Annotated in this window: 15 protein-coding genes; 9 read left to right on the forward strand and 6 right to left on the reverse strand. The window is 59.9% G+C overall.

What is annotated here, in order from left to right; genetic code table 11:
• The first annotated feature begins 15 nt into the window (after positions 1–15).
• From NKH54_RS19750 to NKH54_RS19785, 8 genes are all read left to right on the forward strand, one after another.
• Complete coding sequence (locus NKH54_RS19750; RefSeq protein ID WP_352667902.1) at positions 16–3,141, forward strand: virulence factor SrfB; 3,126 nt, start codon at positions 16–18, stop codon at positions 3,139–3,141.
• An 11-nt stretch (positions 3,142–3,152) separates the two neighbouring features.
• Complete coding sequence (locus NKH54_RS19755; RefSeq protein WP_023830984.1) at positions 3,153–5,858, forward strand: virulence factor SrfC family protein; 2,706 nt, start codon at positions 3,153–3,155, stop codon at positions 5,856–5,858.
• Positions 5,855–6,808, forward strand: a complete 954-nt coding sequence (locus tag NKH54_RS19760) for a hypothetical protein (protein WP_353028769.1) — start codon at positions 5,855–5,857, stop codon at positions 6,806–6,808. The genes NKH54_RS19755 and NKH54_RS19760 overlap by 4 nt, the downstream gene beginning before the upstream one ends.
• A 61-nt stretch (positions 6,809–6,869) precedes the next feature.
• Complete coding sequence (locus tag NKH54_RS19765) at positions 6,870–7,613, forward strand: PAN domain-containing protein (RefSeq protein ID WP_023692436.1); 744 nt, start codon at positions 6,870–6,872, stop codon at positions 7,611–7,613.
• Positions 7,610–8,542 carry a PAN domain-containing protein gene (locus NKH54_RS19770; RefSeq protein ID WP_023692437.1) on the forward strand — a complete coding sequence of 311 codons (933 nt, stop codon included), beginning with the start codon at positions 7,610–7,612 and terminating at the stop codon, positions 8,540–8,542. Before NKH54_RS19765 ends, NKH54_RS19770 begins: the two co-directional genes overlap by 4 nt.
• Positions 8,543–8,545: 3 nt before the next feature.
• Positions 8,546–9,733, forward strand: coding sequence for a glycoside hydrolase family 3 protein (locus tag NKH54_RS19775; protein WP_023692438.1), 1,188 nt, complete (start codon positions 8,546–8,548; stop codon positions 9,731–9,733).
• Between the two features lie 28 nt (positions 9,734–9,761).
• A complete protein-coding gene (locus NKH54_RS19780; RefSeq protein ID WP_352667910.1) occupies positions 9,762–10,427 on the forward strand; it encodes a PAN domain-containing protein in 666 nt (221 codons plus the stop codon).
• Positions 10,428–10,462: 35 nt separating this feature from the next.
• Positions 10,463–11,449, forward strand: coding sequence for a PAN domain-containing protein (locus tag NKH54_RS19785; protein WP_245266088.1), 987 nt, complete (start codon positions 10,463–10,465; stop codon positions 11,447–11,449).
• A 476-nt stretch (positions 11,450–11,925) separates the two neighbouring features.
• Here NKH54_RS19785 and NKH54_RS19790 read toward each other — a convergent pair whose 3' ends face one another.
• The 4 genes from NKH54_RS19790 to NKH54_RS19805 form a co-directional block, all read right to left on the reverse strand.
• Positions 11,926–13,557: a tetratricopeptide repeat protein gene (locus NKH54_RS19790; protein ID WP_023692413.1), complete on the reverse strand. Its 1,632-nt coding sequence runs from the start codon at positions 13,555–13,557 to the stop codon at positions 11,926–11,928.
• A gap of 610 nt (positions 13,558–14,167) precedes the next feature.
• Entirely contained in the window at positions 14,168–15,775 is a 1,608-nt protein-coding gene (locus NKH54_RS19795; protein WP_353028770.1) for a heparin lyase I family protein, read from the reverse strand.
• A 257-nt stretch (positions 15,776–16,032) separates the two neighbouring features.
• Positions 16,033–16,815 carry a hypothetical protein gene (locus NKH54_RS19800; protein ID WP_023692409.1) on the reverse strand — a complete coding sequence of 261 codons (783 nt, stop codon included), beginning with the start codon at positions 16,813–16,815 and terminating at the stop codon, positions 16,033–16,035.
• Positions 16,816–16,828: 13 nt separating this feature from the next.
• Positions 16,829–18,778 carry a CHASE2 domain-containing protein gene (locus tag NKH54_RS19805; protein WP_352667922.1) on the reverse strand — a complete coding sequence of 650 codons (1,950 nt, stop codon included), beginning with the start codon at positions 18,776–18,778 and terminating at the stop codon, positions 16,829–16,831.
• A 224-nt stretch (positions 18,779–19,002) separates the two neighbouring features.
• Here NKH54_RS19805 and NKH54_RS19810 point away from each other — a divergent pair, with 224 nt between their 5' ends.
• The gene (locus tag NKH54_RS19810; RefSeq protein ID WP_023692411.1) at positions 19,003–20,673 is read left to right on the forward strand and encodes a caspase family protein; all 1,671 of its coding nucleotides are present in this window, start codon (positions 19,003–19,005) and stop codon (positions 20,671–20,673) included.
• Between the two features lie 261 nt (positions 20,674–20,934).
• On the opposite strand, the gene NKH54_RS19815 is transcribed toward NKH54_RS19810, so the two are convergent.
• Together NKH54_RS19815 and NKH54_RS19820 are read right to left on the reverse strand one after the other, a co-directional pair.
• On the reverse strand, positions 20,935–21,564 hold the full coding sequence (locus NKH54_RS19815) for a hypothetical protein (RefSeq protein WP_353028771.1): 630 nt from the start codon (positions 21,562–21,564) through the stop codon (positions 20,935–20,937).
• A 255-nt stretch (positions 21,565–21,819) separates the two neighbouring features.
• Positions 21,820–22,035, reverse strand: a complete 216-nt coding sequence (locus NKH54_RS19820) for a hypothetical protein (RefSeq protein WP_023692444.1) — start codon at positions 22,033–22,035, stop codon at positions 21,820–21,822.
• Positions 22,036–22,055 lie beyond the last annotated feature (20 nt).

Genomic DNA, 22,055 nt, shown 5'->3' on the forward strand with positions numbered 1-22,055 from the left:
TGACAGGACGAATCGATGCTGACCAACCTCGCCGATTTCAGCGACGGCTTCACGCTGGTGCCGGACAGCGGCATCCAGTTCGTCGAGTTCGGGTTTGACTTCGACGCTTCGCCGCGTCTTACGAGGTCGTTCATCGAGCGTGTGTCGCCGGGCGAAACGGGGTCGGATGGAAAGACGCTGATCCGCCTGCTTCCGAACTGGAACGATGACGACCCCGACTCTGACCAGCCGCCGTATCCCCCGAGTGGCGACGACGTGGTATACGACATCGCGAAGTCGAGGGCGCTCGAGACCTTCCTCGACCGCTGGGTTCCGGTGCCGTTCTTCAAGATCGAACCCGGAAAGGACTCGCTGGGCAACGAAATTTACGCACAGGGCCCGACCGACTGGGTCCGGGTAAGGGTTACGGAAACCAGGACCGCCCATGGCGACCGGAAGGGAACGCACAGGGCAATCTTCGCATTCGACAGCTCGCTTGCGCCCCGCAAGACGAACCGTCCCTATCTCGCGCCCTGTCCGGAAGACGCGATGCGGACAGAATCGTTCCGGTTCGTCAGCCAGCTTCCAGACGTCATCTCGTTCCTGTCCCATAAGGTCGACGTTCCCGGACAAGGGCCCGTGGACGCCCAGAAATGGCTGGACGATTGGCTGAGGGACATCCTCCACTCCTTCAAGAAGCTTCAGAGGAAGGGCAAGGAGCTGAGGCCCGATGACTTTCCTTTCCAGTTCGAGCACCTCGCCCGCTACATAACCTTCGTCCAGTTTCTCGCCAGCGTGATCAAGCCCGTTCGCGTCACCCTCATCGACACGGTCAGCGACAACAGGAACGTCCATCCAGTCGACGTCGACCTGGTGCTCGACATCGGGAACTCGCGGTCGTGCGGACTTCTGATCCAGTCGTTCCCGGACGACGTGAACGTCGACCTCAACAACTCCGTCGTGCTGGAATTGCGCGACCTTTCCAAGCCCGAACTCGTCTATCGCGATCCGTTCGAAAGCCAGTGCGAACTGGTGGCCGGGGAATTCGGAGCGGAAGACATCGCCAGGCGGTCAGGCCGACCGCGGGCATTCTTTTGGCCAAGCCTGCTCCGCATCGGCCCCGAGGCCTCCCGCCTGCGCGGGGAGTCGGAAGGCACCGAGGCGGCCACGGGGCTTTCTTCGCCGAAGCGGTACCTGTGGAGTTCCGATCCGGTTCTCCAGGAGTGGAAGTTCCGCTCGGCCTCGGCGGGCCATGCGGGAACCGAGCCGCTGATCGAGCGCTCCATGTACCGCTTCATAAACGACCGCGGCGACGTCCTCGAACAGCTCGAGAGCGACAGGCGCCAGTTCAGGTTGAAAGTCAAAGAGAGCGAACTGCAGACGGCGAGCCGCTTCTGCTTCTCGAGGTCGTCCTTCTTCACGTTCATGCTTGTCGAAATCATTGCGCAGGCGATGTCGATGATGAACAACCCCGGCACCCGCCGGGAGAGAAGACTCAAAGATTCTCCGCGACGCCTGCGCAGGATCATCCTGACGATCCCGTCAGCGACCCCGATCCAGGAGCAGCGCATCCTGCGGTCGCGCGCAGAAGCCGCGGTCAAGCTTCTCTGGTCCCTGTCGGGATGGGGCGACAGCGACAGCGGCATAAACAGCCAGCGTCCGGAAATCCACTGCTCCTGGGACGAGGCGAGTTCAGTTCATCTGGTCTATCTCTACGGCGAGGCCGTGCACAAGCTGGGCGGGTCGATCAGGACGCTGTTCGACATGCTCGGCAAGGACAGGGAGAGGCCGAAGGCGCTCCCGGCGTCCAAGGCCAAGGAGAAGCTCGAACGGTCCCTGCGCGTCGCCAGCGTCGACGTGGGCGGCGGCACCACCGACCTCATGGTTACGACCTATTTTCAAACCGACAATGTCGCCCTTTTCCCCGACCAGAACTTTCGGGAGGGATTCCGTATCGCGGGGGACGACCTCCTCAAGGTGGTTATCGAGCGGCTTGTCATACCCAGGCTCGAGGAAGGCCTGGCTCAAGCGGGCCTCCCGAACGCGCGGAACTATCTCAAGGACCGCTTCGCAGGCGACAACCCGAACATGTCCGAGCAGGAAAAGCACCTGCGACGCCAGTTCGTTCTGCAGGTTCTGCAGCCAATCGCCATCGCGGTTCTGTCCGAATGCGAAGCGATGCCTGCGACGAGCCGCAAGACGGAAATCCGGAAGGCAGGCAGTTTCTTCGAGACCGGGGGACGAACGACGGCCGGAGGCGACATTCCGGTTGACGCGCGCATCCTCGGATATCTCAAGGACAGCATAGTGGCTCTGGGAGCCGGAGAGTTCACGGTCTCCGACTGCGACATAGCAGTCGACCCGCTGGCGGTCGAAGAGTGCGTCCTGTCGATCTTCGACGGCGTGTTCGACAACATCGCGGAAGCGATCAACCATCTGGACGCTGACGTGGTGCTGCTGACCGGGCGGCCGATGCGCCTGCCACAGATGATAAGCCTGTTCATGAACAAGATGTCGGTCCGGCCTGACCGCGTCATTCCGATCAAGGACTATCGCGTCGGCACGTGGTATCCCTTCCGGGGCGTCAGCAACACGCACATCGACGATCCAAAGACGACCGCGGTCGTGGGCGCAATGCTGTGCGCGCTCGCGGAACGGCAGATCACCAACTTCACCCTCTATTCCCAGTACCTCAGGATGAAGTCGACGGCCCGGTACATCGGTCGGCTTCAGGGCAGCTCCGTGCTGCCGGACGAAACCCTGCTTTTCTCGGACATCGACCTCGATGCCGCAACGGCGGAAGCCGAGGCGGAATTCGACTACCACAGCCCGCTTCGCATTGGCTTCAGGCAGCTTCCACTGGAGCGCTGGGTGGCGACTCCGCTCTACAAGCTGACCACCGCGCAGACGCGATCGGCGCGGAGCGTGCGAAAGCCGGTCCGCGTCACGATCGCGCGCAATGTGCAGGTGCCGGAAGACGACGAGGCGAACGAGATCGCGCTTCTTACGAGCGAGGCGACCCGCGAGGAGTTCGTGGTTCAGGACGCGGAGGACGCCGACGGCTCTCCGGTCAAGCGCATCATGGAGCTGAAGCTGGACACGCTCGCGGTCGAGGCGGGCGACGGCTACTGGCTCGATACCGGAATTATCTCCATCCAGTGAAAGCTGAAGGCATGCGTAAAGAGTTGAAGAAGACCTGCGACACGGCGCTGAAATCGGCGCAGGAGGGCCTTGTCTGGATCGGAGCCTCAGCAAACGCGGAGCGGGTCGGCAGCACGCGCTCGGGCGCCGAGCAGCAGCTCAAGAAGTCGATCGTTGCCACCCGGAAGGCGATGCTGGCCATAGACCGCCCCATGTGCGTCGGGGTGTTCGGCCCCAGCCAGGCTGGCAAGTCTTATCTTGTGTCCGTCCTGGCCCGCAATGGAAGCGCGCCCTTGATGGCTCGCTTCGGCGATCTCGGGCGGGAGGTCGATTTCATCCGGGAGATCAACCCCGGTGGCGATCGGGAGTCGACCGGGCTTGTCACCCGCTTTTCGGTTCGAGAAGAGCCAAGTCCGCCCGGCGCGCCCGTTGTGCTGAGGATGCTGAGCGAAACGGACGTGGCCAAGGTCCTGGGCAACAGCTTCTTCCTTGACGGAGACGCGAAGAAACGCGCGCCGCTGACTTCCGACACCGTCCTGTCCACCCTGGAAAGGGCGAAGAGCCGGGCTATGCCGCAGGCAGCGACGGATGGCCTGGCCGAGGAGGACGTGTGGGACCTCCAGGAGTATTTCGAGAAGCAGTTCGCCGGGTTGCCGAACATCGAGACGCTAGGGGCCTACTGGGAGGAAGCGGCCTTCCTTGGCTCCCGGCTTTCCATTGCCGACCGCGGCGACCTTTTTTCCGTGCTATGGGGCGGTCTGCAGAAATTTACCGATCTCTTCGTCGAACTCGTCACCGCCCTTGAGAGCCTTGGGTTCGCCAAGGATGCCTACTGCCCTGTCGAGGCGCTGGTTCCCCGGGAAAGCAGCATCATAGACGTCGAGACGCTGCGGGGGCTCGGAAAATCCGGCCAGGACGAGCTGCTGATCCGGCCAATGAAAGGATCGACGGTTTCGTTGCCGAGACCCGTTATCGCCGCATTGGTGGCTGAACTCCGGATTGCGATATCGGAACAGCCATGGCCGTTCTTCGAGCACACAGACCTCCTGGACTTCCCGGGCGCTCGCAGCAGGCAGAAGGTGGACCTTCAGGCCTTCATCGAGGGCAACCCCGACGCGCTCAAGGAACTCTTCGTCCGGGGCAAGGTTGCCTACCTCTTCGACCGCTACGTTGCAGAGCAGGAGCTTTCGAGCATGCTGCTGTGCATCAAGCCCTCGAACCAGGACGTCGCGACCCTTCCCGACATGATCGACGACTGGATCAGAACCTCGCACGGGGAAAGCCCGCTCGATCGGGCCCGGACCGAGACTGCGCTGTTCCTGGTGCTGACGATGTTCGACATGCACTTCAGCGAAAAGGCGGGCGAGGAAGGACAGAGCCTGGCGGATCGTTTCAGCGCGCGCCTGGGCGCCTCGCTAACGCGCTTTTTCGGCAAGGCCCACAAGTGGCCGTTCGAATGGATGCCGGACAGGCCTTTCAACAACTCTTACTGGCTGCGCAACCCGAACTTCAAGGCAGAGTCCCTGATCAAGTACAAAGGCGGCGTGGAGACCGAGATATTGCCCGACAAGGTCGCGAAGGTCGCCGCGCTGCGCGAGGCGTATCTTCAGGTCAGTGAAGTTCAGCAGCACTTCCGCGAGCCGGCCAAGGCCTTCGACGAGGCCCTCAGGCTGAACGATGGCGGCGTAAGCTATCTGGCGGAGAACCTCGCGGCCATCTGTCGTCCCGACATCAAGTATTCACAGATACGAGGCCGCGTCGGGGACATAGCCCACGATATCCGCCGTGTGCTCGCTCCGTATTTCATCGAAAGCGACATCAACAAGCGGATAGCCGAGCGTCGGGAAGTCTCGGACCAGATTCTCGCAAACTTCACCGAGGTTTGGGAGCGGGACCAGTTCGGGACCGCCATGAAGATGCTGCAGATATCGCAGAACGGAATCTCCGAACACCTTCACATCGAGTACGGCAACCGCCTCAAGCGGCAGAACGCGCCGGAGGAAGGTTCCGAAGGACGGACAGACGCCGCGGCGAAGAAGCGACCGGCGCCTCCGCGGCCCGGCGCCCCTCCATTGCCCGGCAGCAAGAAGAAGGTGGCCGCGGCCGTGGTTTCCTCCGGGGAGTCGGTTTCGCAGAAAGCGCTGCCGCGCGAAGCCTATCTCGCCCGGTCAGCCATCAGGCATTGGACGGACGGCCTTTTCGCACTCGCGAGAAACGACAATGCGTTGCAGGCCATTGGCCTCGGGCAAGAGTCCGCAAGCGAGTTGGTCGCCGAGCTTACATCTGCCGCGCGGCGATCGGGGCTCGAAGAGCGCATAGCCAGGGACCTTGCCAAGCTCTCGGGAAGTTCAGTCGAAAGGTCCGACATCCTGCTCGAGAAGGCTGGCTTTCTTGCCACGAGCCACATCAACCGTTTCGTCAGCACGCTTGGCTTCGACGCGATGCCCGAGAACAAGCGGCCTCTGGCTCCTGACGGCACTGAGAACGGTGAAGTTAGGGTTTTTGCCCGCCGTCCGAGCGTTTCAGACTGCGACGGGCTTGGGGTGGAGCGGCGGAACTTCTCCTACCTCGCGCTCTCGGAGTGGATGTACGCCTTCCACCAAGTGGTTACTGACAACGTCCTCTCGGGCGAAGGGATCATTATAAACGTCGAGGAGAACGAGCGCCTGAGGGCCATACTGGACGCGCTCGATGAGTCCGCGCCGCTGCTTGGTGCGCCCGTTGGGACTGCTCGATGAACAAGGTTGCGGTCAAAGTCAGCGAGGACGAGACGCGCCTGTTCGGGCATGCCCTGATCACGTTCCCGCAGGAACTAGGCAGCTCTCCGGGGTTGCGACTGTCGATCATGCGCAAGTCCAAGGACGCTCCCTATCTTGGCGCCGCCGGATGGCAGGCGCGTCCCGCAACCGTAGAGGCAGCGGTCGTCAGCCGCGGCGCGAATTCGGCCACGCTGGTCGTCGGACCCGAGGTCTGCGACCAGATCCCGGTCGACCTGCAGGTGAAGATCGAAGTCGAAGGCCATGACATTGAGGGGAGCGCCTTCTGGCCGCCGATCCCACCCAGCCCGGGAGCTTGGTCCCAGGAACTGACCCCTTTCAAGATGTCCATTCCTCAGGCTATAGAACGGGAGCTTGAAGAGGCCCTCGAACAGGTTGTTGAGCTGCCACGGGTGGTGGAGCCGAAACCCCAGCCTTTGGCCCAGCCGCCAAAGAAGAGGCGGTTCTTGTACCTACTGATCCCGTTGGCGCTGCTTCTGGCAGGGGGAGGATACTACATTGCCGACAGCAGGGGTTGGTTCAACAACCCCGAGCCTTTGCTCGCGCGTTTCGAGAGGCTGAAGCTGACGGACACTAACGGCGTTGAGCTGTTCGCCCTAAGCGGCGAGGCATACCGGGAAGGCGCCGGCGGAATCGGCTTGCAGGCGATCAATCTTGCGATGGAGCGGGGCAACAAGGACGCGAAACTCGAGATTGCGCGCTGGTACGATCCAAGCTCCTTCGAGCCCAGCAGAGCAGATCGACCGGATGCGAACAGGGCGGCGAGGGCCTATTTCGAACTGTCGGTAGAAGGCGAGACAGCGGCCAGGGAAATGCTCCGCTCCCTCTGCGCGAAGAGCGCGAGTTCTCCTCAAGACCTTGGGTTCAATGGGTTCCTGAAGGACACTTATTGCGAGGGGACGCTGGAATAATGATTGAAAATCACAAGGTCCGGCAATTCGCCGCCTATGGAACCGTCAGAGGGACAATGGCATGCTGAAGAGCAGCTTCGACAAGTATTTCCTCCACTTCAGGGGGTACATGGCGGCTATGGCTGCTGCAATCTTGCTGGGCATGACCCTGTCAGCGGGAGCACAGGAAAATTCCGCGGCGAACGAGCTTTTCAACTACCCGGACACTCTGCTGAACGGGATCGTCAGCGCCCAGTTTTCCAAGCCGATAGAAGAATGCCGGAAACTCTGCGAGGCGCGTTCGGGATGTCAGGGGTTTGACCATTCTCAAAAGGACGAGTGCCGCCTGTTCGCGAGCGTGGGCGCCGGACGCGTGAACGTGGGTTCGACCGCTGCGACGCGCAGCCTGCTTTCGAATTACACCGACCCGACAAATCCTCCGCTTGCAGCCAGGCTGGCGAAGCTCAAGGAAACCGACACTGACGGCCATGAACTCTTCGCGCTAAGCGAGGAGGCTTTCAAGCGCGGAGACCGGAGCGTCGGGCTGCAGGCGATCAATCTCGCAATGCAGAGAGGCAACCAGGACGCGAAGCTCGAAATGGCGAAATGGTATGATCCAAGGACCTTCGCGCCGGACCGCGTGGACGCGATCGACTCCAATAAGGCGGCGCGTTCGTATTTCGAACTCGCGCTAGAGGGCAATGCGCAAGCCAACAACCTGCTGAGCTCGCTTTGCGTCGACGCTAGCGACACGGGCTCGAACCACGCCAACGCATACGAGAATTTCCTTCGCACCACCTACTGCGAAGGGTCGATCAGTCCTTGACCCAACCGCTCTTACATATCGGTTTCATGGGTTGGGCCAAGGGAAGCGGAATGCAGCGGAGGCGGCATTGGTTGCGCGTGGTCGGAACAGCGTCGGCGGCGTTTCTGCTGACATTTTCGCTTGCGATGCCTGGAATTGCTACGCAGGCATTGGCGCAGGCGTCAGGAGGCGAACTTCTCGAATATCCAGAGACCGCATTGAGGGGAACCCCCAGTGCCGAGTTCCGGCGACCTTTGGACGACTGCCGGAAAATCTGCCTGGAGCGTTCGGGCTGCGCCGGGTTCGATCACTCCTCTTCAACCAACCTCTGCCGTTTGTTTCCAGCGGTCGCCTCAGCACAACCTGACCCGCTCTCGACCGGCGGCACCCGCCAGCGGATTCCAGGCTATCACGATCCCGCCAATGCCGAGTCCTGGTACTATGCGTCCTTCAGCGGGGTTGACCTTTGGGGGGGCGATCTCGTGTCAAAAGGCATCGATGCGCCCAACGCCGAAAGCTGCTCGGCTCTGTGTGACAGCCGAACCTCCTGCCGGGCGTTCACCTACAATCAGGAGGTGAATCGATGCTTTTTAAAATCGGGCTTCGATTTCGTGCAATCCTACCCTTTGGGACGGTCCGGCCTCTATTTCAAGGCTAAACCATCGGCCCCTCCTCCGACCTTGACTGCCGACTGGGAGCTTTTCACCCTGAGCGGCTTCATTGGAAACGGCATGGAATCGCCTGCGATCTCCTATCAGGAATGCATGGGGCAATGTCACTCGGACGGTGGATGCGGTGGGTTTACGTGGGTGACCGTGAGACCCAACCGATGTTTCCTGGTCCAGGGAACCAACCTGTACCCGGTGCGGCGAAAAGGCATGACGTCGGCGCGAAAAAACAGCCGGACGGTCACTCCCGACTTTGTACATCCCGTCGCTCCGAGGGACTAAAACATGCCGCCGCGGATCGCATTTCTCACCGCTGTTGCCTGCGCCTTTTTTGGCCTTTCCTCACCGCTGAAGGCTGACCCCCCAGTGCCGAGAGCCCGCATCCCAAACGTCGACCTGCATCGCATAATCGAAGACGCCAGGCTGCGTCAGATGATCGGGCAGATGGTGCTGGTTGGCTTTGTCGGCAGCGAGCCCGGTGCCGAGGGATACGCGAGAGTCGTCAGGCAAGCGGAGGAAGGAAAGATCACGGGCGTCATTTATCTGGGGCGCAATATCGACGGCCTGAAGCAAGTGCGGCAACTGAACGAGGGCCTGCAGCGTTTCGCGGCAAGCCCGCTGCTCATCGCTGTCGACCAGGAGGGCGGCCGTATCCAGAGGTTCACTGGAGCCATGGGGTTCAACGAGACGCCGAGCGAGGCGACTGTGGCTAAGTCCATGAGTCCAGACGAGGCCAGCGTGATTTACCAGGACCTCGCTTCCGCTCTCTCGGATCTGGGATTCAACCTCAACTTGGCTCCCGTCGTCGATGTCAACGTCAACCCGGCAAATCCCATCATTGGCAAGCTTGGCAGGAGCTTTTCCGCCGATCCGCAGACGGTCGAGGCATACGCGAAGGCTTTCGTCGAAGCGCATCGGGCGAAGGGAGTGCTAACGGTCTTGAAACACTTCCCTGGGCACGGTTCCAGCACCAAGGACAGCCACAAGGGCATGGCCGACGTTTCCAAGACATGGAGCGATAAGGAACTTCTCCCCTACAAGAACCTGATCGCGTCGGGAGATGTCGACATGGTCATGTCCGCCCATGTGATAAATAACAAGCTTTCCTTTTCGGCCCAAATCCCCTCCTCGCTTTCCCGCGCGACGTTAACCGGGCTGCTGCGGGACAAGATGCACTTCAAGGGCGTGGTTATCAGCGACGACATGCAGATGCAGGCCATTACCGACACCATCACCTTTGAGGACTCGGTGCGCCGAGCCGTTTTGGCAGGGAACGACATCCTGATATTTGCCAACGACAAACATCCAGACCCCCTGGTCCCGGAAAAAGTTGCCGCCCTCCTGTCCGAGGAAGCGCGCAAGGACCCGGAAATGCTTGAGCGGATACAGAAATCCTACGAGAACATCATGCGCCTGAAAAGGAAGCTCGCACCGGCCGTTTCCGAGGACACGACCATTTTACAGGAACGGTAGCGCGAGGCTGAGCAGGCGAGGAGGAAACATGCTGGCAGGTGGTCTTCGTCGCGGGATGGCGGGACTTCTTTTGGGACTTGCGGGCGCGCTTGCTGCTGTCGTGCCTCCAACGGGGATTCTGCCAGCGAACGCGCAGTCCACAGGAGAGTTCTTCAATTATCCACAAACCCTCCTGAATGGTACCGTCAGCGCGACGGTCAGCGTGCCGCTGAAGTCGTGCAGAAACCTCTGCTTCGCGCGTTCGGGATGCATCGGCTTCGACTACTCGTCGTCCGACGGTTTCTGTCGGCTGTTCGCGAACGTGGCTGGCGGGGGTGAGAGCCCGCCACACATCGCCGGAACACGCAGTCTCGTCATGGGCTACCGTCCGCCAGCCAATCCGCCAGTCGCAGCTCAACCGACATCGCAGCCGAGCCAGGGTGCGTCGGAAGCGGAAGCGACGAAGCAGAAAAGCGCCACATCGCAAAAGACTGGCAAGCCAGCGGCGATCGTCCGAGCGAAACCAAGACGTAAAAAACAACGAGAGGCGACAAGTCAGCGGCCGGCAGCAAAGTCAAAAGCGGCCTCACCAGATCCGACCTCCTCGGCGTCGAGGGCACGTCCGTCTAAGTTCCGCATCTGCAACAACCATTTTGGGACCTTCTCGGTTCTCGCATCCCGGAAATGTCCGCTGAGCGGTCCCGGAAGCTTTTGAGGCTCTCTTCGGAAAGCGGCGGAGAAAGGCAACCAATGTCACAGATGAACAATCCGCAGGTGCTCCAAGTGTCCGAGCCACCATCGGACATGCATCCTGCGTGCCCGCGGAGGTTTGCTGATCGCATTCGGCAATTAAGCGGCAGAACCGTTGGACTACTGATAGGGTTTGTGGTCGCATTTGCGGCTGCTGTTGTTCCGCCGGCCGGAGGTCGGCCCGCAAACGCGCAATCGGCCCAGGAGCTCTTCCGCTACCCGCAGACCTTCCTGAACGGGGCGGTCAGCGCCACGGTCAGCGTGCCGCTTGAGGCCTGCAGCAAGCTTTGTTCCGCGCGCTCGGGGTGCGCGGGCTTTGATCATTCGTCGCATGGCGGCGTCTGCAGGCTGTTCTCGAGCGTAGCAGGCGCGCAGGAAAGCCAAGGACACACGGCCGGCACTCGCAGTCTGGTCACTGGCTATCATCCACCAGTCAATCCACCTGCCTCTCCACAGGCTGCAGAACCGCCGCCGGAGCCTGGCGAGTTGGAAGAGGAGGCGGTGGCCGTCGCGCCACCATCCGGATCTTTCAGGCGTTTCCTCAACAGGGATATAAAGAGTAAGGCCGCAGAGACCCGTCAAGCTGACAACGTGGAACAGTGTGAATCCATGTGCCGAGCTTCGGAGAGCTGGTGCAGGGCTTTCACTTACGACGCGTGGAACAGAAAGTGCTTTCTCAAGGAGCGACAAGGCCAACTTTTGATGAACGCCCGCGCTACTAGCGGCGTTATCTCGGGAGATGACATGCCGCCGGCGTCGAGTGCGGCTCCCTATTTCGAGTATTTCAACGGCAAGGCTTTTTCAGGCAACGGGTTCCGGGTGCTGAGCGCCCGCTCTCGCAACGAGTGCGAACGGGGCTGCTCGGCACTGGACCAATGCATCGCCTTCGGATTCACCCAATCTCAGCAGCGCTGCGTCCTTTTCGACCAACCGGGCGAATATTCAAGCAGTCGGGGAACTGACAGCGGAGCAATACGCCAAGACTAATCAGAATGTGAGCTAGGGATCCATGGCCAAGTCGGCGAACGGCAGCTCCCGGAATCGAGATCCGGCGATCGAATGACTGAGATTGGGCGCATTGCGGTCCGGCAGCCTTGGGGCCGGAACCCGTCGGTCCGCTATCGGGGCGAGCTCGGCGGATAGCCGCCATTCGGCAGACGACGTCTGAGCGGACGTTGAGGCGGGTTGCATGCATACGGATGACCCGGGGCTGCAGGGCAGACATGCCCTGCACGAAGTCCTTGTCGAACCGTGGCAGTGCAGGTCCGCGATCTCGAGCATCTGCTAGGCCAGATGCTGCTCCAGTGCCCCATGCGGGTAAGCTCTGCCTCGCTATCACCCCTTCACTGAGCCCCAGAGTGACGGCCGGATTCGCGCGCGCAATGGACGCGTGCGAGACGCTGTTCGATGCTGGCTCTTATGGCGCTGAGGAGGCTGCAACGTGGCGAGCGGATGCTTGCCACTTATTGCGATGCGCTCCGGCAGGCACATGATGCCATGATCGGCACCTCTGCATGCGCCAGAGCCTGATTCAACTGCTGTCGGACCTCGATGATTTCTACCGCGCCACCACGTCGGCTAAGGCATTCAAGCAGGCCGTGTAGGCTCCAGACGTTGCGTGGGTGTTGGCAAGGACGCGGCAACGTCGCATCAAGCCCAAGGTCCGCGCGATAGACAGCCTCAGCTTCGCCATATAGTCCGGCATCCATCAGCAATGCGCCAAGCGCGTGTCTCGTCGGCTGCATCCAACCCCATGGCTCATCATAGAGCAAATTGTCGTCGAGATCGACCGCACGCCGCAGGAAGTCCAGGCCTTCATGGACGCGACCGGACTTGTAGTGCAACTCCCCCAGCATCATCGCTTCGGCAACCTCGAGGATATCGGCGCATGGGTTGTTGAACAGCATGCGCTCGGGTTGCACTGCATCGCGCGCGGCCGCGAAAAGGCTAGCGCTTTCCTCTGCCTGGGGGATTTTACCGAGATTGGCCAGAGCTACGGTGCGGGCATAATGCAACAGGACGGTGCTGAACGAGTAGAGCTCAGCATCGTCAGGGAAGGCCTCTTCCAGGATGCAGGACCAGCGGCCAAAGCGGATAAGTACGTGCAACTTCATCGGCGCGAAGGCTTCAAACATCTCTGGCATGTAACGCACCACCGGCTCCGGCAGGTTTTCTGCCAGTGCCCTCGCGGCCTCGAAGGCATCCGAAGGGCGACCAAGAAACATGGCCCCGTAGATTTGAAAGTGAAGGTTGTGGATGCGGTAGACAGTGTAAAAGTTCTCACCGCCTGCATGAGCGAAATATGAACGATCCACCTGAGCCGCCTGCCGATTGCGCACCACGACTTTGTGGTAGTCGCCGCAAAGCACGTCAATATGCGTCGCCATATGCACAAGATGCCCAGAGTCTGGCACTAGGCGCACCAGCCGATCTGCATGCGGCAAGGCTTTTTCTGGCGTCGACGACATCTCCATCAGATGAATATAGAAATGCAACAACCCCGGATGTCCCCAGGCTGCTGGCTGGGTCGTGAAGGCGCGGTCCAAAGCCGCGCGCGCTTCCACCGTCGAGGTGCCAGCCGAAGGCTGCCCGGTCCGAGTATCCCACAGCGCCCAAGGCGTGCGGTTGATCAGTGCCTCGACGAAGATCGCGGTCACATCCAGATCGTCAGGGAACCTCTCGTACACTGTGCGCATCGCATCAGCGAAATCGTCATTCCAAGGGCCATAATCCGCAATCTCTGGATCAGTAGGGAAGCGCGATGTCAGCGCATCAAGCAAGGCGCGCTCGACTTCGATTGCAGACAGATCGCACGCTTCCGCCAGCAATACATGCGCCCGCGTCAAAGCGACAATACGCTCTTCAGGCCCGAAGGAGGTCCATAGCTTGTTGTAGTTTGGACCCAGACAGTGGGCAATTCCCCACCGCGCCATGACGTTCGAAGGCGCCACCTCGAGCGCGCGCTCGTAACAGGCAATGGCCTCTTCGTGGTTAAATCCGTATTGCCAGATCAGTCCCCGGTCGAACCACATCTGCGCCTCGGAAAGCGTGTTGTCCAGCCGGCGGGAGAAGGTGCCTAGATCGAAGTACGTCATCGTATCCAACTCCATGGCTGTCGGCGACTAGCCGCCCAAACTACATCAAACCCCCGAAGGAAGGGAGTTCGACTTCAGGATGCCGCCCGATGTCACCGTGCGATCTTCATCAAGAGCCGCGATAGGTGCGCCCATCCCCGCCCCGACGCCGTTTTCGGACCGGACCGACAACGATTTCCCCTCAACGAGGAGCGATGTGGATGGACATCTCTGCATTGGCTTTGGGCGATAAGCCGGACTGAGACAGTTTACCCGATCAGCCTCAAGGGCTGACGCTTATCAATATGCGATGTGAAACACGGATCGTAGTCTGAACTGGGGCCGAAAGCAGATAGCCTGTTCTCAGGATAATGCAATCAAGAAGCGGGCATTGCGTCGCACATAGTCGAGGCAGCTATGTCGCGCTCTGCAGGCAGAGCCGCCAAGGCCGCGAACTGGGCCTGCGCGGTTTCGACGAGCGCTGCCTACCTGAGCCGCCGGCTAGGCTGGGTGCGTTTCTGCACATGGTCATGTTGGCTAGCAAGCTCTCTGTCTTATGATTTGCGAGGATCGACCTGGGAAGAGTCTCGGCGATGATCTTCCTCTTCGGATAGTGGAGTTTCTACGAAGGCTATCGGGCCGCGATCTTCAGTTCCCCGGTGGCGACCCTGCCGACAAGATTGCGCATCACGTCGAACGTCAGAAGGTTAACACTGCCATCGGTAACCATGCCTACCGCAACGTCCGAGAAGTGCTCGGCGACGAAGCGCACGACCGCAGCTTCCTTCTTGGGTAGCGCCGAGATCAGGCATGAAGCGTTGCTGACGATCCAGGTGTCGCCGGACTTGTCAAACCGGAAGGCGACATGATCGGTGCCGTCGGGATACTTAATACTGCCCATGGCGCAAGAAGCGATCTTGCCGGCTGATTTCGTGGGAGCGTTCAGGAACATCTCAAGGCTATCGATGTTCCCAGGGTTATAGGAATGAACTACGACAGCCAGGCCGAAATTCGGCGTTCCGCTGGATTTGTCGATCTTGACGTCGAGGTCGGTGACATAGGTCGAGTCGCTGCCTCCTTTTTGCGTCTGTCCCTCGTACGCGTGTACCTTGAACACGGGCACAAGCAGACCTGCCTGTGCCGCGGCATCGTTCGGTACGTTCGAGACGACCGCCACCTGGGTTGGCGGCTCGATGAATGTTCCCCTCTGCAAACCAGCGGTTGTCGGGTCCGAGTAGAGCGCGAGGAAGGACCGCACTGTCGCAACGCTTAGGTCCCGAGGTGCGACGGCTGCCGGCAATGTGCGGCAACTCAGCGCCATTTCGCGGGTGCGCTCGCTGGGACGCCCGTCCGGCTTGCCGACGTCACAGCCCAAAGCATTGAGGGTCACCTGCAGCGATTTGAGCGCGACGGCGTCGCCTAGCGTGTAGAGACCATCGCGAGTTGCGGCCCGTCTGACCGCCGCGAAGTATAGCGACGCGTCTCTGACCCGAGCGACCGCTTGGGTGCAACAAAGATAGATGCCAAACTTGGCGTAATTGGTGCTCTCAAGTCCGGGGGTGAAGGTCGGTCCATGCCACTCGGTCACTAATTTGCCATTGAGGTACACCTTAACCCGACCGGAGCTGTCCTTCGCCCACTTAATAAATAGCTCGAAGCGGCTCCACTTGCCGACAAGGTTCTTGAAATCGGCGACCTTGAGGCGCGGACCGGGCGTGCAGTTGTAGTTTCTGAGCGCGTTACTGAATGCAAGGTAGAGAGAGTCATCTTTGCCCGCGAAATTTGCGAGTGAAATGTGCTGGCATTGTTTGTTGTGAAAGTAGAATAGTTGCATGTAACCGTCAGCTTGCTTTATGCCGTATGGGAAGTCGTCAGGTAAGTAGACGGCGAACCCATACCAGCCCTGTTTCGGCTGCCCATTGCCGTTCTTTTTGGTCGCAAAGACGTTTTCACGAACTTGCGACCGTACCGACTGCTCGTCGCAGTCGTTAGCTGGAGCATGCGGCTCATAGCGCCGTGGACTGCAATAACCTGAGGGGATCCGAAAAGAATAAACCTTGGAGGTCGGCGCCTCGCCGGTTGGGTCATCGATGATCGCAACGGACTTGGGAGCACTCAACTCGTCGATTACGAGAGGATCGAAACCGGTTTCTTCGGCGGCCTCCAGCCGGCCCGTGGCATAACTCACAACCGCAGTCACAGCCAAGGCTATAATAACGTTGAAACGCGGATGGAGCATCGCACCCTCCTCTCGATTTTCCAGCGCGTCCGCGCTTGACATTCAATTAGACATCGGCCGATGACGCCCTTCGTTCGCCTGATACTGTGCCCTTGTGCAGAAATCGACGAGCTCGGATCATCGTTAGCGCACTTACAGTCCACCAAACCAAGGCCTTGCAGTTTACCTGATGCCTGGCGATGGCGACTCTGAGAATGGCGCCGCTACGCCGTTAGCCAGTCGCTCCATCATTCGCGGCGCGGCTGCTAGCCAATAACTCATTGCTGTTTTGTCACAAGCTGATGCACCAAGGCCAATGCTTGACGTTTGCAACCGCTGCTTACCATCCATCCAAGAACTTCCAGCGGATTTTCAAGAACGTTCTTTGGAAACATTTTAATTTCGATCGACGCCGATGTCTTGTTGGTCTCGACGACAACAGATTTCACCTCGGGAGGAATACGGTCTGGAAGAGAGTAAGTGAGCTTGCCTGCGCTCCAGACTATGCCGTTGAACGGCTCACCGTCGCCGATGCGGATTGAAAAAACCGCGCTCTGACCTATGCCCTCGCGCGCAAGAACCATAACACCATCGCGGATGCAGCCCGGGGCGGATTCTTCGATGGACACTGCCCAGGGGTCGTCGAGCCCGCTCGGCGTGGAATAGTCGCTAGTGGTGCGCGAACCGCCGATGGACTCCGTTCTCTTGCGCTCGTTCGCCAAGAGGACGGCTATCAGGTCAAGCTTTGAAGGGCCTTCCTGCGCTTTGGCAGTCCCCTGTAAACTGCCGGACGTCAATGCATCCTCAGTTACCACGAAGGAATCTGGACCCGAAAGCGCGTTCACGCTGCCGTCCTCGCCGAGCAAAGTGACGACCGTACCGGCTGGCACGTTGATGACGTCGCTTGGCATAAAGAGCTTGCCTGGCGGCAGTTCATCCACCGCCGGCTCAGCTGACAGGACCACATACTGGCTGCCGGCGACCGCGCGTTGCGCCGTCACAAGAACGGCCGCGGTGAGGGTCAGAGAGGCGATTTGCGAGATCGGACGCATGAGGCTCATGTCATTGATGACCCTATTTGTCGGCAAGATGAATGTCTGCTCGGAAGCGTCCGCTTGCAAGACGGCTATGATGAAAAGCGATCAGGGCGTCTTGTGGATAGTTTGTGACCAACAGCTCAAATGCCGCTGTCGCGAGCTTATCGTCGGTGCCAAGCAGGGCGTACGCCTTTGCGTATTCCTCGCAAAGTATCGTATTTTCTGACGTTCGGCTCATTGCCTCGAAAGCCTCGATGCCTTGGTTCTTGCCCTTAAGGTGCAGAACTCCCGCAGGCCGCAGCAAGAAGCGCGTTGCTTGTTTCGCGACTTCCGCGCTAATGCAATTTTTCGTGCCGATGTACTTGTTTGCGCCCTCCAGTCGGGCCGCAGTGTTTACCGTGTCTCCAATAGCTGTGTAGTTGAAGAACCGATTTCCCCCGAAGTTGCCGACGATTGCAGGCCCGCCATGAATACCTATGCGGGTGGATCCGAGTGAATGGCCCCGTCGTGCCGATTTCTCGCGCAGCCGCTGCGCGTGGTCCTGCACAGCAAGTGCCAGAGACACCGCCCGCTCCGCTTGGTCATTTTGTGCTGCCGGAGCCCCGAAGAAGCCGACCACCGCATCGCCGATGACCTTGTCGATGGTTGCACCATGCTCGACAAATAACTCGCAGAGCCCGTTCAGATATTCGTTCAATACATCTGCGAGCACCTCTGGCGCGAGTTGCTCGCTGAATGACGTAAATCCCTCGACATCCGTGAATACACAGGTGAGCTCACGCTTCTCGCCACCGAGATGGAGAGCGTTGGGTTCCTTGACAATCGCTGCAACAACGGCCGGACTGACATATTTCGAGAACGCGTTCAGAATGAACTGGCGAGCCTTGGCGTCCCGTCTCCAAGCCAGGAAGCCAACGAACGCCGACAGGCCGACCACAAGCAATGCAGGGGCGACCATCGGAACGAGGATTGCGAACCGCGCGAACGCCCACGCCTCACTGATCCATACCAGCAGCACCGTACAAGCGACCGCGACAGGTTTGAGGACCACCGGGATCGGCCGCGAAACGATCCATAAGCAGAACAGCCCGACAACAAGCATTGGCGCATAGCCCACTGCAGGCCAAGGGGTCGTTATCCGATTCCCGGACACGAGCCTGGCTAACGAATGGGCGTGGATCGCGACGCCAGGGAGGACACCGATTTTCGCCCCGCTCAACAACGCGAACGGTGTCGGATGACGGTCTATTTGCTGTAGGTCTACACCGATAAGAACATATTTCCCCTCGAACCAGCTGAGCGGTGCCAGCGGAACGGCCTGTGCCGGATAGGTTGGAAAGCTGAAGGGCAGGCTGTTCCCCGTGCGGTAGTAGACCATCTCCTCCGGCGAGTGGCCGCCACCAACGCCGGTGGATGCTGCGATCACTGCAACAAAACTTGGCATCCAAGCGCCGCCGCCTTCTCGACCGGGGAAGGCCCCACGGACCACGCCGTCGAGATTGTCATGCAACAATGCTGCAAGGCCCCGCTTTGCCGACGGAGCGAACGCGTTTAGATAGTCGGATTGTCTTTGGGTAAGGCCGTCAGTCCGCGAAGCCGACGCGATCACCACAGGCACACGGGCGGTTTCAATGGCAGTTTCGAGGCGGGCATCCTTTTCCGGCTCTGTTGCCTGGTCGAACAGTAGGTCGATGCCGATGGCGAGAGGGCGGGCGGACTCGATCCGGGCCACCATGTCGGCCAAGAAGCCACGGTCCAGTGGTGAGCGGTATGGAAAATTCGCCAGGGTCTGTTCTGTTATTGAGACCACGACGATGTTGGGTGGAGCATGGGTGAACGGCGAGATCGAGACCATCATCACGTCGCGCAGGATGTTCTCCAACGGCGGTGACACGAGAGCGGTCCAGAGGCCCAGCAGAACCAGATAGGCGAGCGATGCGGCGATGCCCCCTCGCCGCAGGCTGACGATCCGGCCAAGTGTCCGCACGCCGAAATACACCCCTAAGTGGAAGCGCTACTCGCTGCCAGCATACCCGTTCAGGCGCATCAAGCAAATTGTCGCCCGTTTGCATTGGAATGCACGACCCCAGCACCGAAACGGTGTCCGCCAATCCATCTCAGAGTCGCAGGCCACTCGTCCGCAGCCCGGGGCATAGCTCTTCTCGGTTGCATTAGCCTCTGCTACAAGTTCCCTTGGGGAGCCGTTTCGCCATGCGCAGCGCTTTCATTCTCTTGGTTTTATTGTTTGCCGCTGTTTCGGGACAGGCAGTCGCCGAGAAACGCGTTGCGTTGGTCATTGGCAATTCTGCCTATCAGCATGCCGTCCAACTAGCCAATCCGAAGAACGACTCCTCCGACATAGCTGCCAAACTTGAAAGCCTTGGGTTTCAGGTCGTGAGCGACCAGGACCTCGACTTGGCGGGAATGCGACGCACAGTACGCAACTTCTTGGAGAGGCTCGACGGTGCCGACATGGCGCTTTTTTTCTATGCCGGACACGGCCTGCAGGTGAATGGCAGCAACTATATGGTGCCGGTGGATGCACAGTTGTCCAGCTACAACGACCTCGACTTTGAGGCCCTGCCGATAGACCTCGTACTTTCGGCGATGGAACGCAGCACGAAGGTTAACCTCATCTTCCTCGATGCCTGCCGGGATAATCCGTTTGCGGAGAAGCTTTCCCGCTCCATGGGGACGCGCTCCGGTTCCCTAGGGCGTGGTCTTGCCAGACTTGGCAGCGGAGTCGGGTCGCTAATCGCGTTCGCAACGCAACCAGGTAACGTCGCGATAGACGGGGCGGGCCGGAACTCTCCGTTCACAACTGCACTGCTCTCGCACCTCGGCACGCCTGGGCAGGATATCATGCGCGACCTCGTCGATGTGCGCCGCGATGTGCTGGCCGCCACGGATGGGAAGCAGGTGCCGTGGGAAAATTCGTCGCTTACGGGAGAAGTCGTTTTGAAGCCTCTCGCGGCAACGGCCGAGCCGAAACAGGCGTCTGCTTCGCTTCCGCAGACTGCGTCGCCAGACAACGCGGTCGAGCTAGCCTATTGGGCGACCATCAAGGACTCAACCGACAAGAGCTTCTTCGAGGCGTATCTACAGCAGTTTCCGACGGGCGTCTTTGCGGCCCTTGCCAGGCTAAAGATCGACGGTATCGCCAAGCGTTTTGAAGCGGAACGGCAGGCTTCCACCAAACAGGTGGCGGGACAGCCAACGACGGAGCGCATCGCTAAGGCAACCGACAATACCAAGGCGATGGAAGTCGCCAGCCTTGAACAACCCAATCCGCTGCCGCAGTCACCGGCAGGCAACATAGACGCTGGCGAACTTACACGGGCCACTCAAGTGGAACTGGTTCGCCTGGGGTGCCTGGCCGGCCATGCCGACGGCAAATGGGGCTTGGGCAGCCGCAAAGCACTTCAAGACTATGCCGGCAGGCAAGGTGTCAAGCTTGCATCATTGGAACCGACAGCGGAACTTCTGGAAAGACTAAGGGCGGTCGGAGCTCGTATCTGCCCGCTTATTTGTGAAGACGGAATGAGGGTGCAGGGCGATCATTGTGTGCCCCAGACGAGCGGGCTAAGCGCCTTTAATGGCACATGGAAATTAGTCAGACGAGCCACAACGGACTGCGGCGATTGGCGAGAACTCTCAACACGCGTTTTCATAAGAGATGGCAGAGTATCGTCTGACTCCGGATTTACAGGAAGCATTTCCAGCAGCGGCGCCGTCAATATGAAAAGCACCTTTGTATATAAAGGAAGAACGGGCGGGAACACCCTGAGCGGGGTCATAAAGGGTGACAACGGAACCGGCAGATTTAAAGGGACCGGAGCTGGCAGCGGGTGTTCAGGAAAAGTTATTATGGAAAGAATGTAGAAAGGGCGGAGTCGGCCGTCGGCCGCACTTCTGTTGAAAGGCCGATGCTACGAGGCCAGCAACTGCAAGAGCTACATAGGAGTCAAGAGCCGATCTTAAACATGAACGGCGGTCGTATCGTCAAGCTCATGGAGTTCGCCAGCGGCGTCAATGTCGGCAACTGGTGCAAACGTGCGGCTGCGGATGTTCGCTCGGATGTCCGCTTTTGGGATGCGGTTAGGGTCTGCTCAACGACGGATATTAGGCGCGAAGCAGCCTTGGTCAAGTGAGGCTCTCAGCAGTGCAGCCTCCAGTGACCCACAACACAGCCCAACTAAGCCAACTGTGCACCGTGCGGCATTCATCGCCGCCGCAGCGCGATACCGCCCTGTTGCCGACCTTCACAAGCACACCTTCCTTGGCCTCGATGTCGGCAAGTTCCCCCCTCGCCGCCAACAACATCGCGCATTGGCCGGCATCAATCATCTCCTGTGCGGCGCGGCACAGCCGACAGGTCTTGCCTTGTCCGGAACCGAAAGTGGGGCTTCGATCGACGCCGGCACGCCCCGCACATCCAATGGTCCGATCATATCTCGCCACCTGCAGGGCGTCTCGATTTGACGAAGAATCCACGGTATGCGCCGCGCCAAGGTCAGCCGCGCAGGATGAGATCGACCGCTTGAAGCAGGGCGTTTGCGAAAAGCGACACGCCGACCCCGTGCCTAAGCCGAGGAGCTGCGCCACAAACGCCTTGCGCTTGACGGAGATCTCCTCGCGCTCATCGACGAGTTCGGCCAGCATAGCATCGATCTCATCGGTGATTGCTGCCTCCGACCAGCCCGCCACTATGAGGGTCGCCAGAAAACGCCACACTTCAGGAGCGTCCAAGGTCTCGACGATGTGGCTGAACACCTTCCGGTGATATTCTTTCCGTCCGCCAGCGAAAGCGCAGCTCTAAGGTATCGAGATCCGCTGGACCTTTGCCATTTCGATGCGCGTTGCCGATTGACTCGACGAACTTTGCGAACGCATCCGTCCCATCGAGATTGTGATGAACCGGAATTCGGTTGGCTGTGCACCATTGCCCGCGGCCTCAAACAGATCTGGCAGCACCTCTTCAACGATCGTGCGCGAAGTCCAAGGCGCCATTCCCCGGCGGATCTTGATTTAGTCGACCCTGCGGACCACAGGTTGGAGCGTCTGGGCATCGCCGCCTCTCGCGCGCTCGACGACGATGCGGACGCTGGCACCGTCGCGGTTGGCTACCACTTCTTCGATCATTGCGGTGAGGCCGGCCTTCAACGTTGCAAGCAACTGGTAGAGGACACCGGAAAAGTTCCATTTCCCGACCGTCAATGCGCCGCCATCGCGCTGGTTCGCCATGCAAACGTCATATCCGCGAC

It is taken from the genome of Mesorhizobium sp. M1004, assembly GCF_040318795.1.
Lineage (GTDB): Bacteria > Pseudomonadota > Alphaproteobacteria > Rhizobiales > Rhizobiaceae > Mesorhizobium.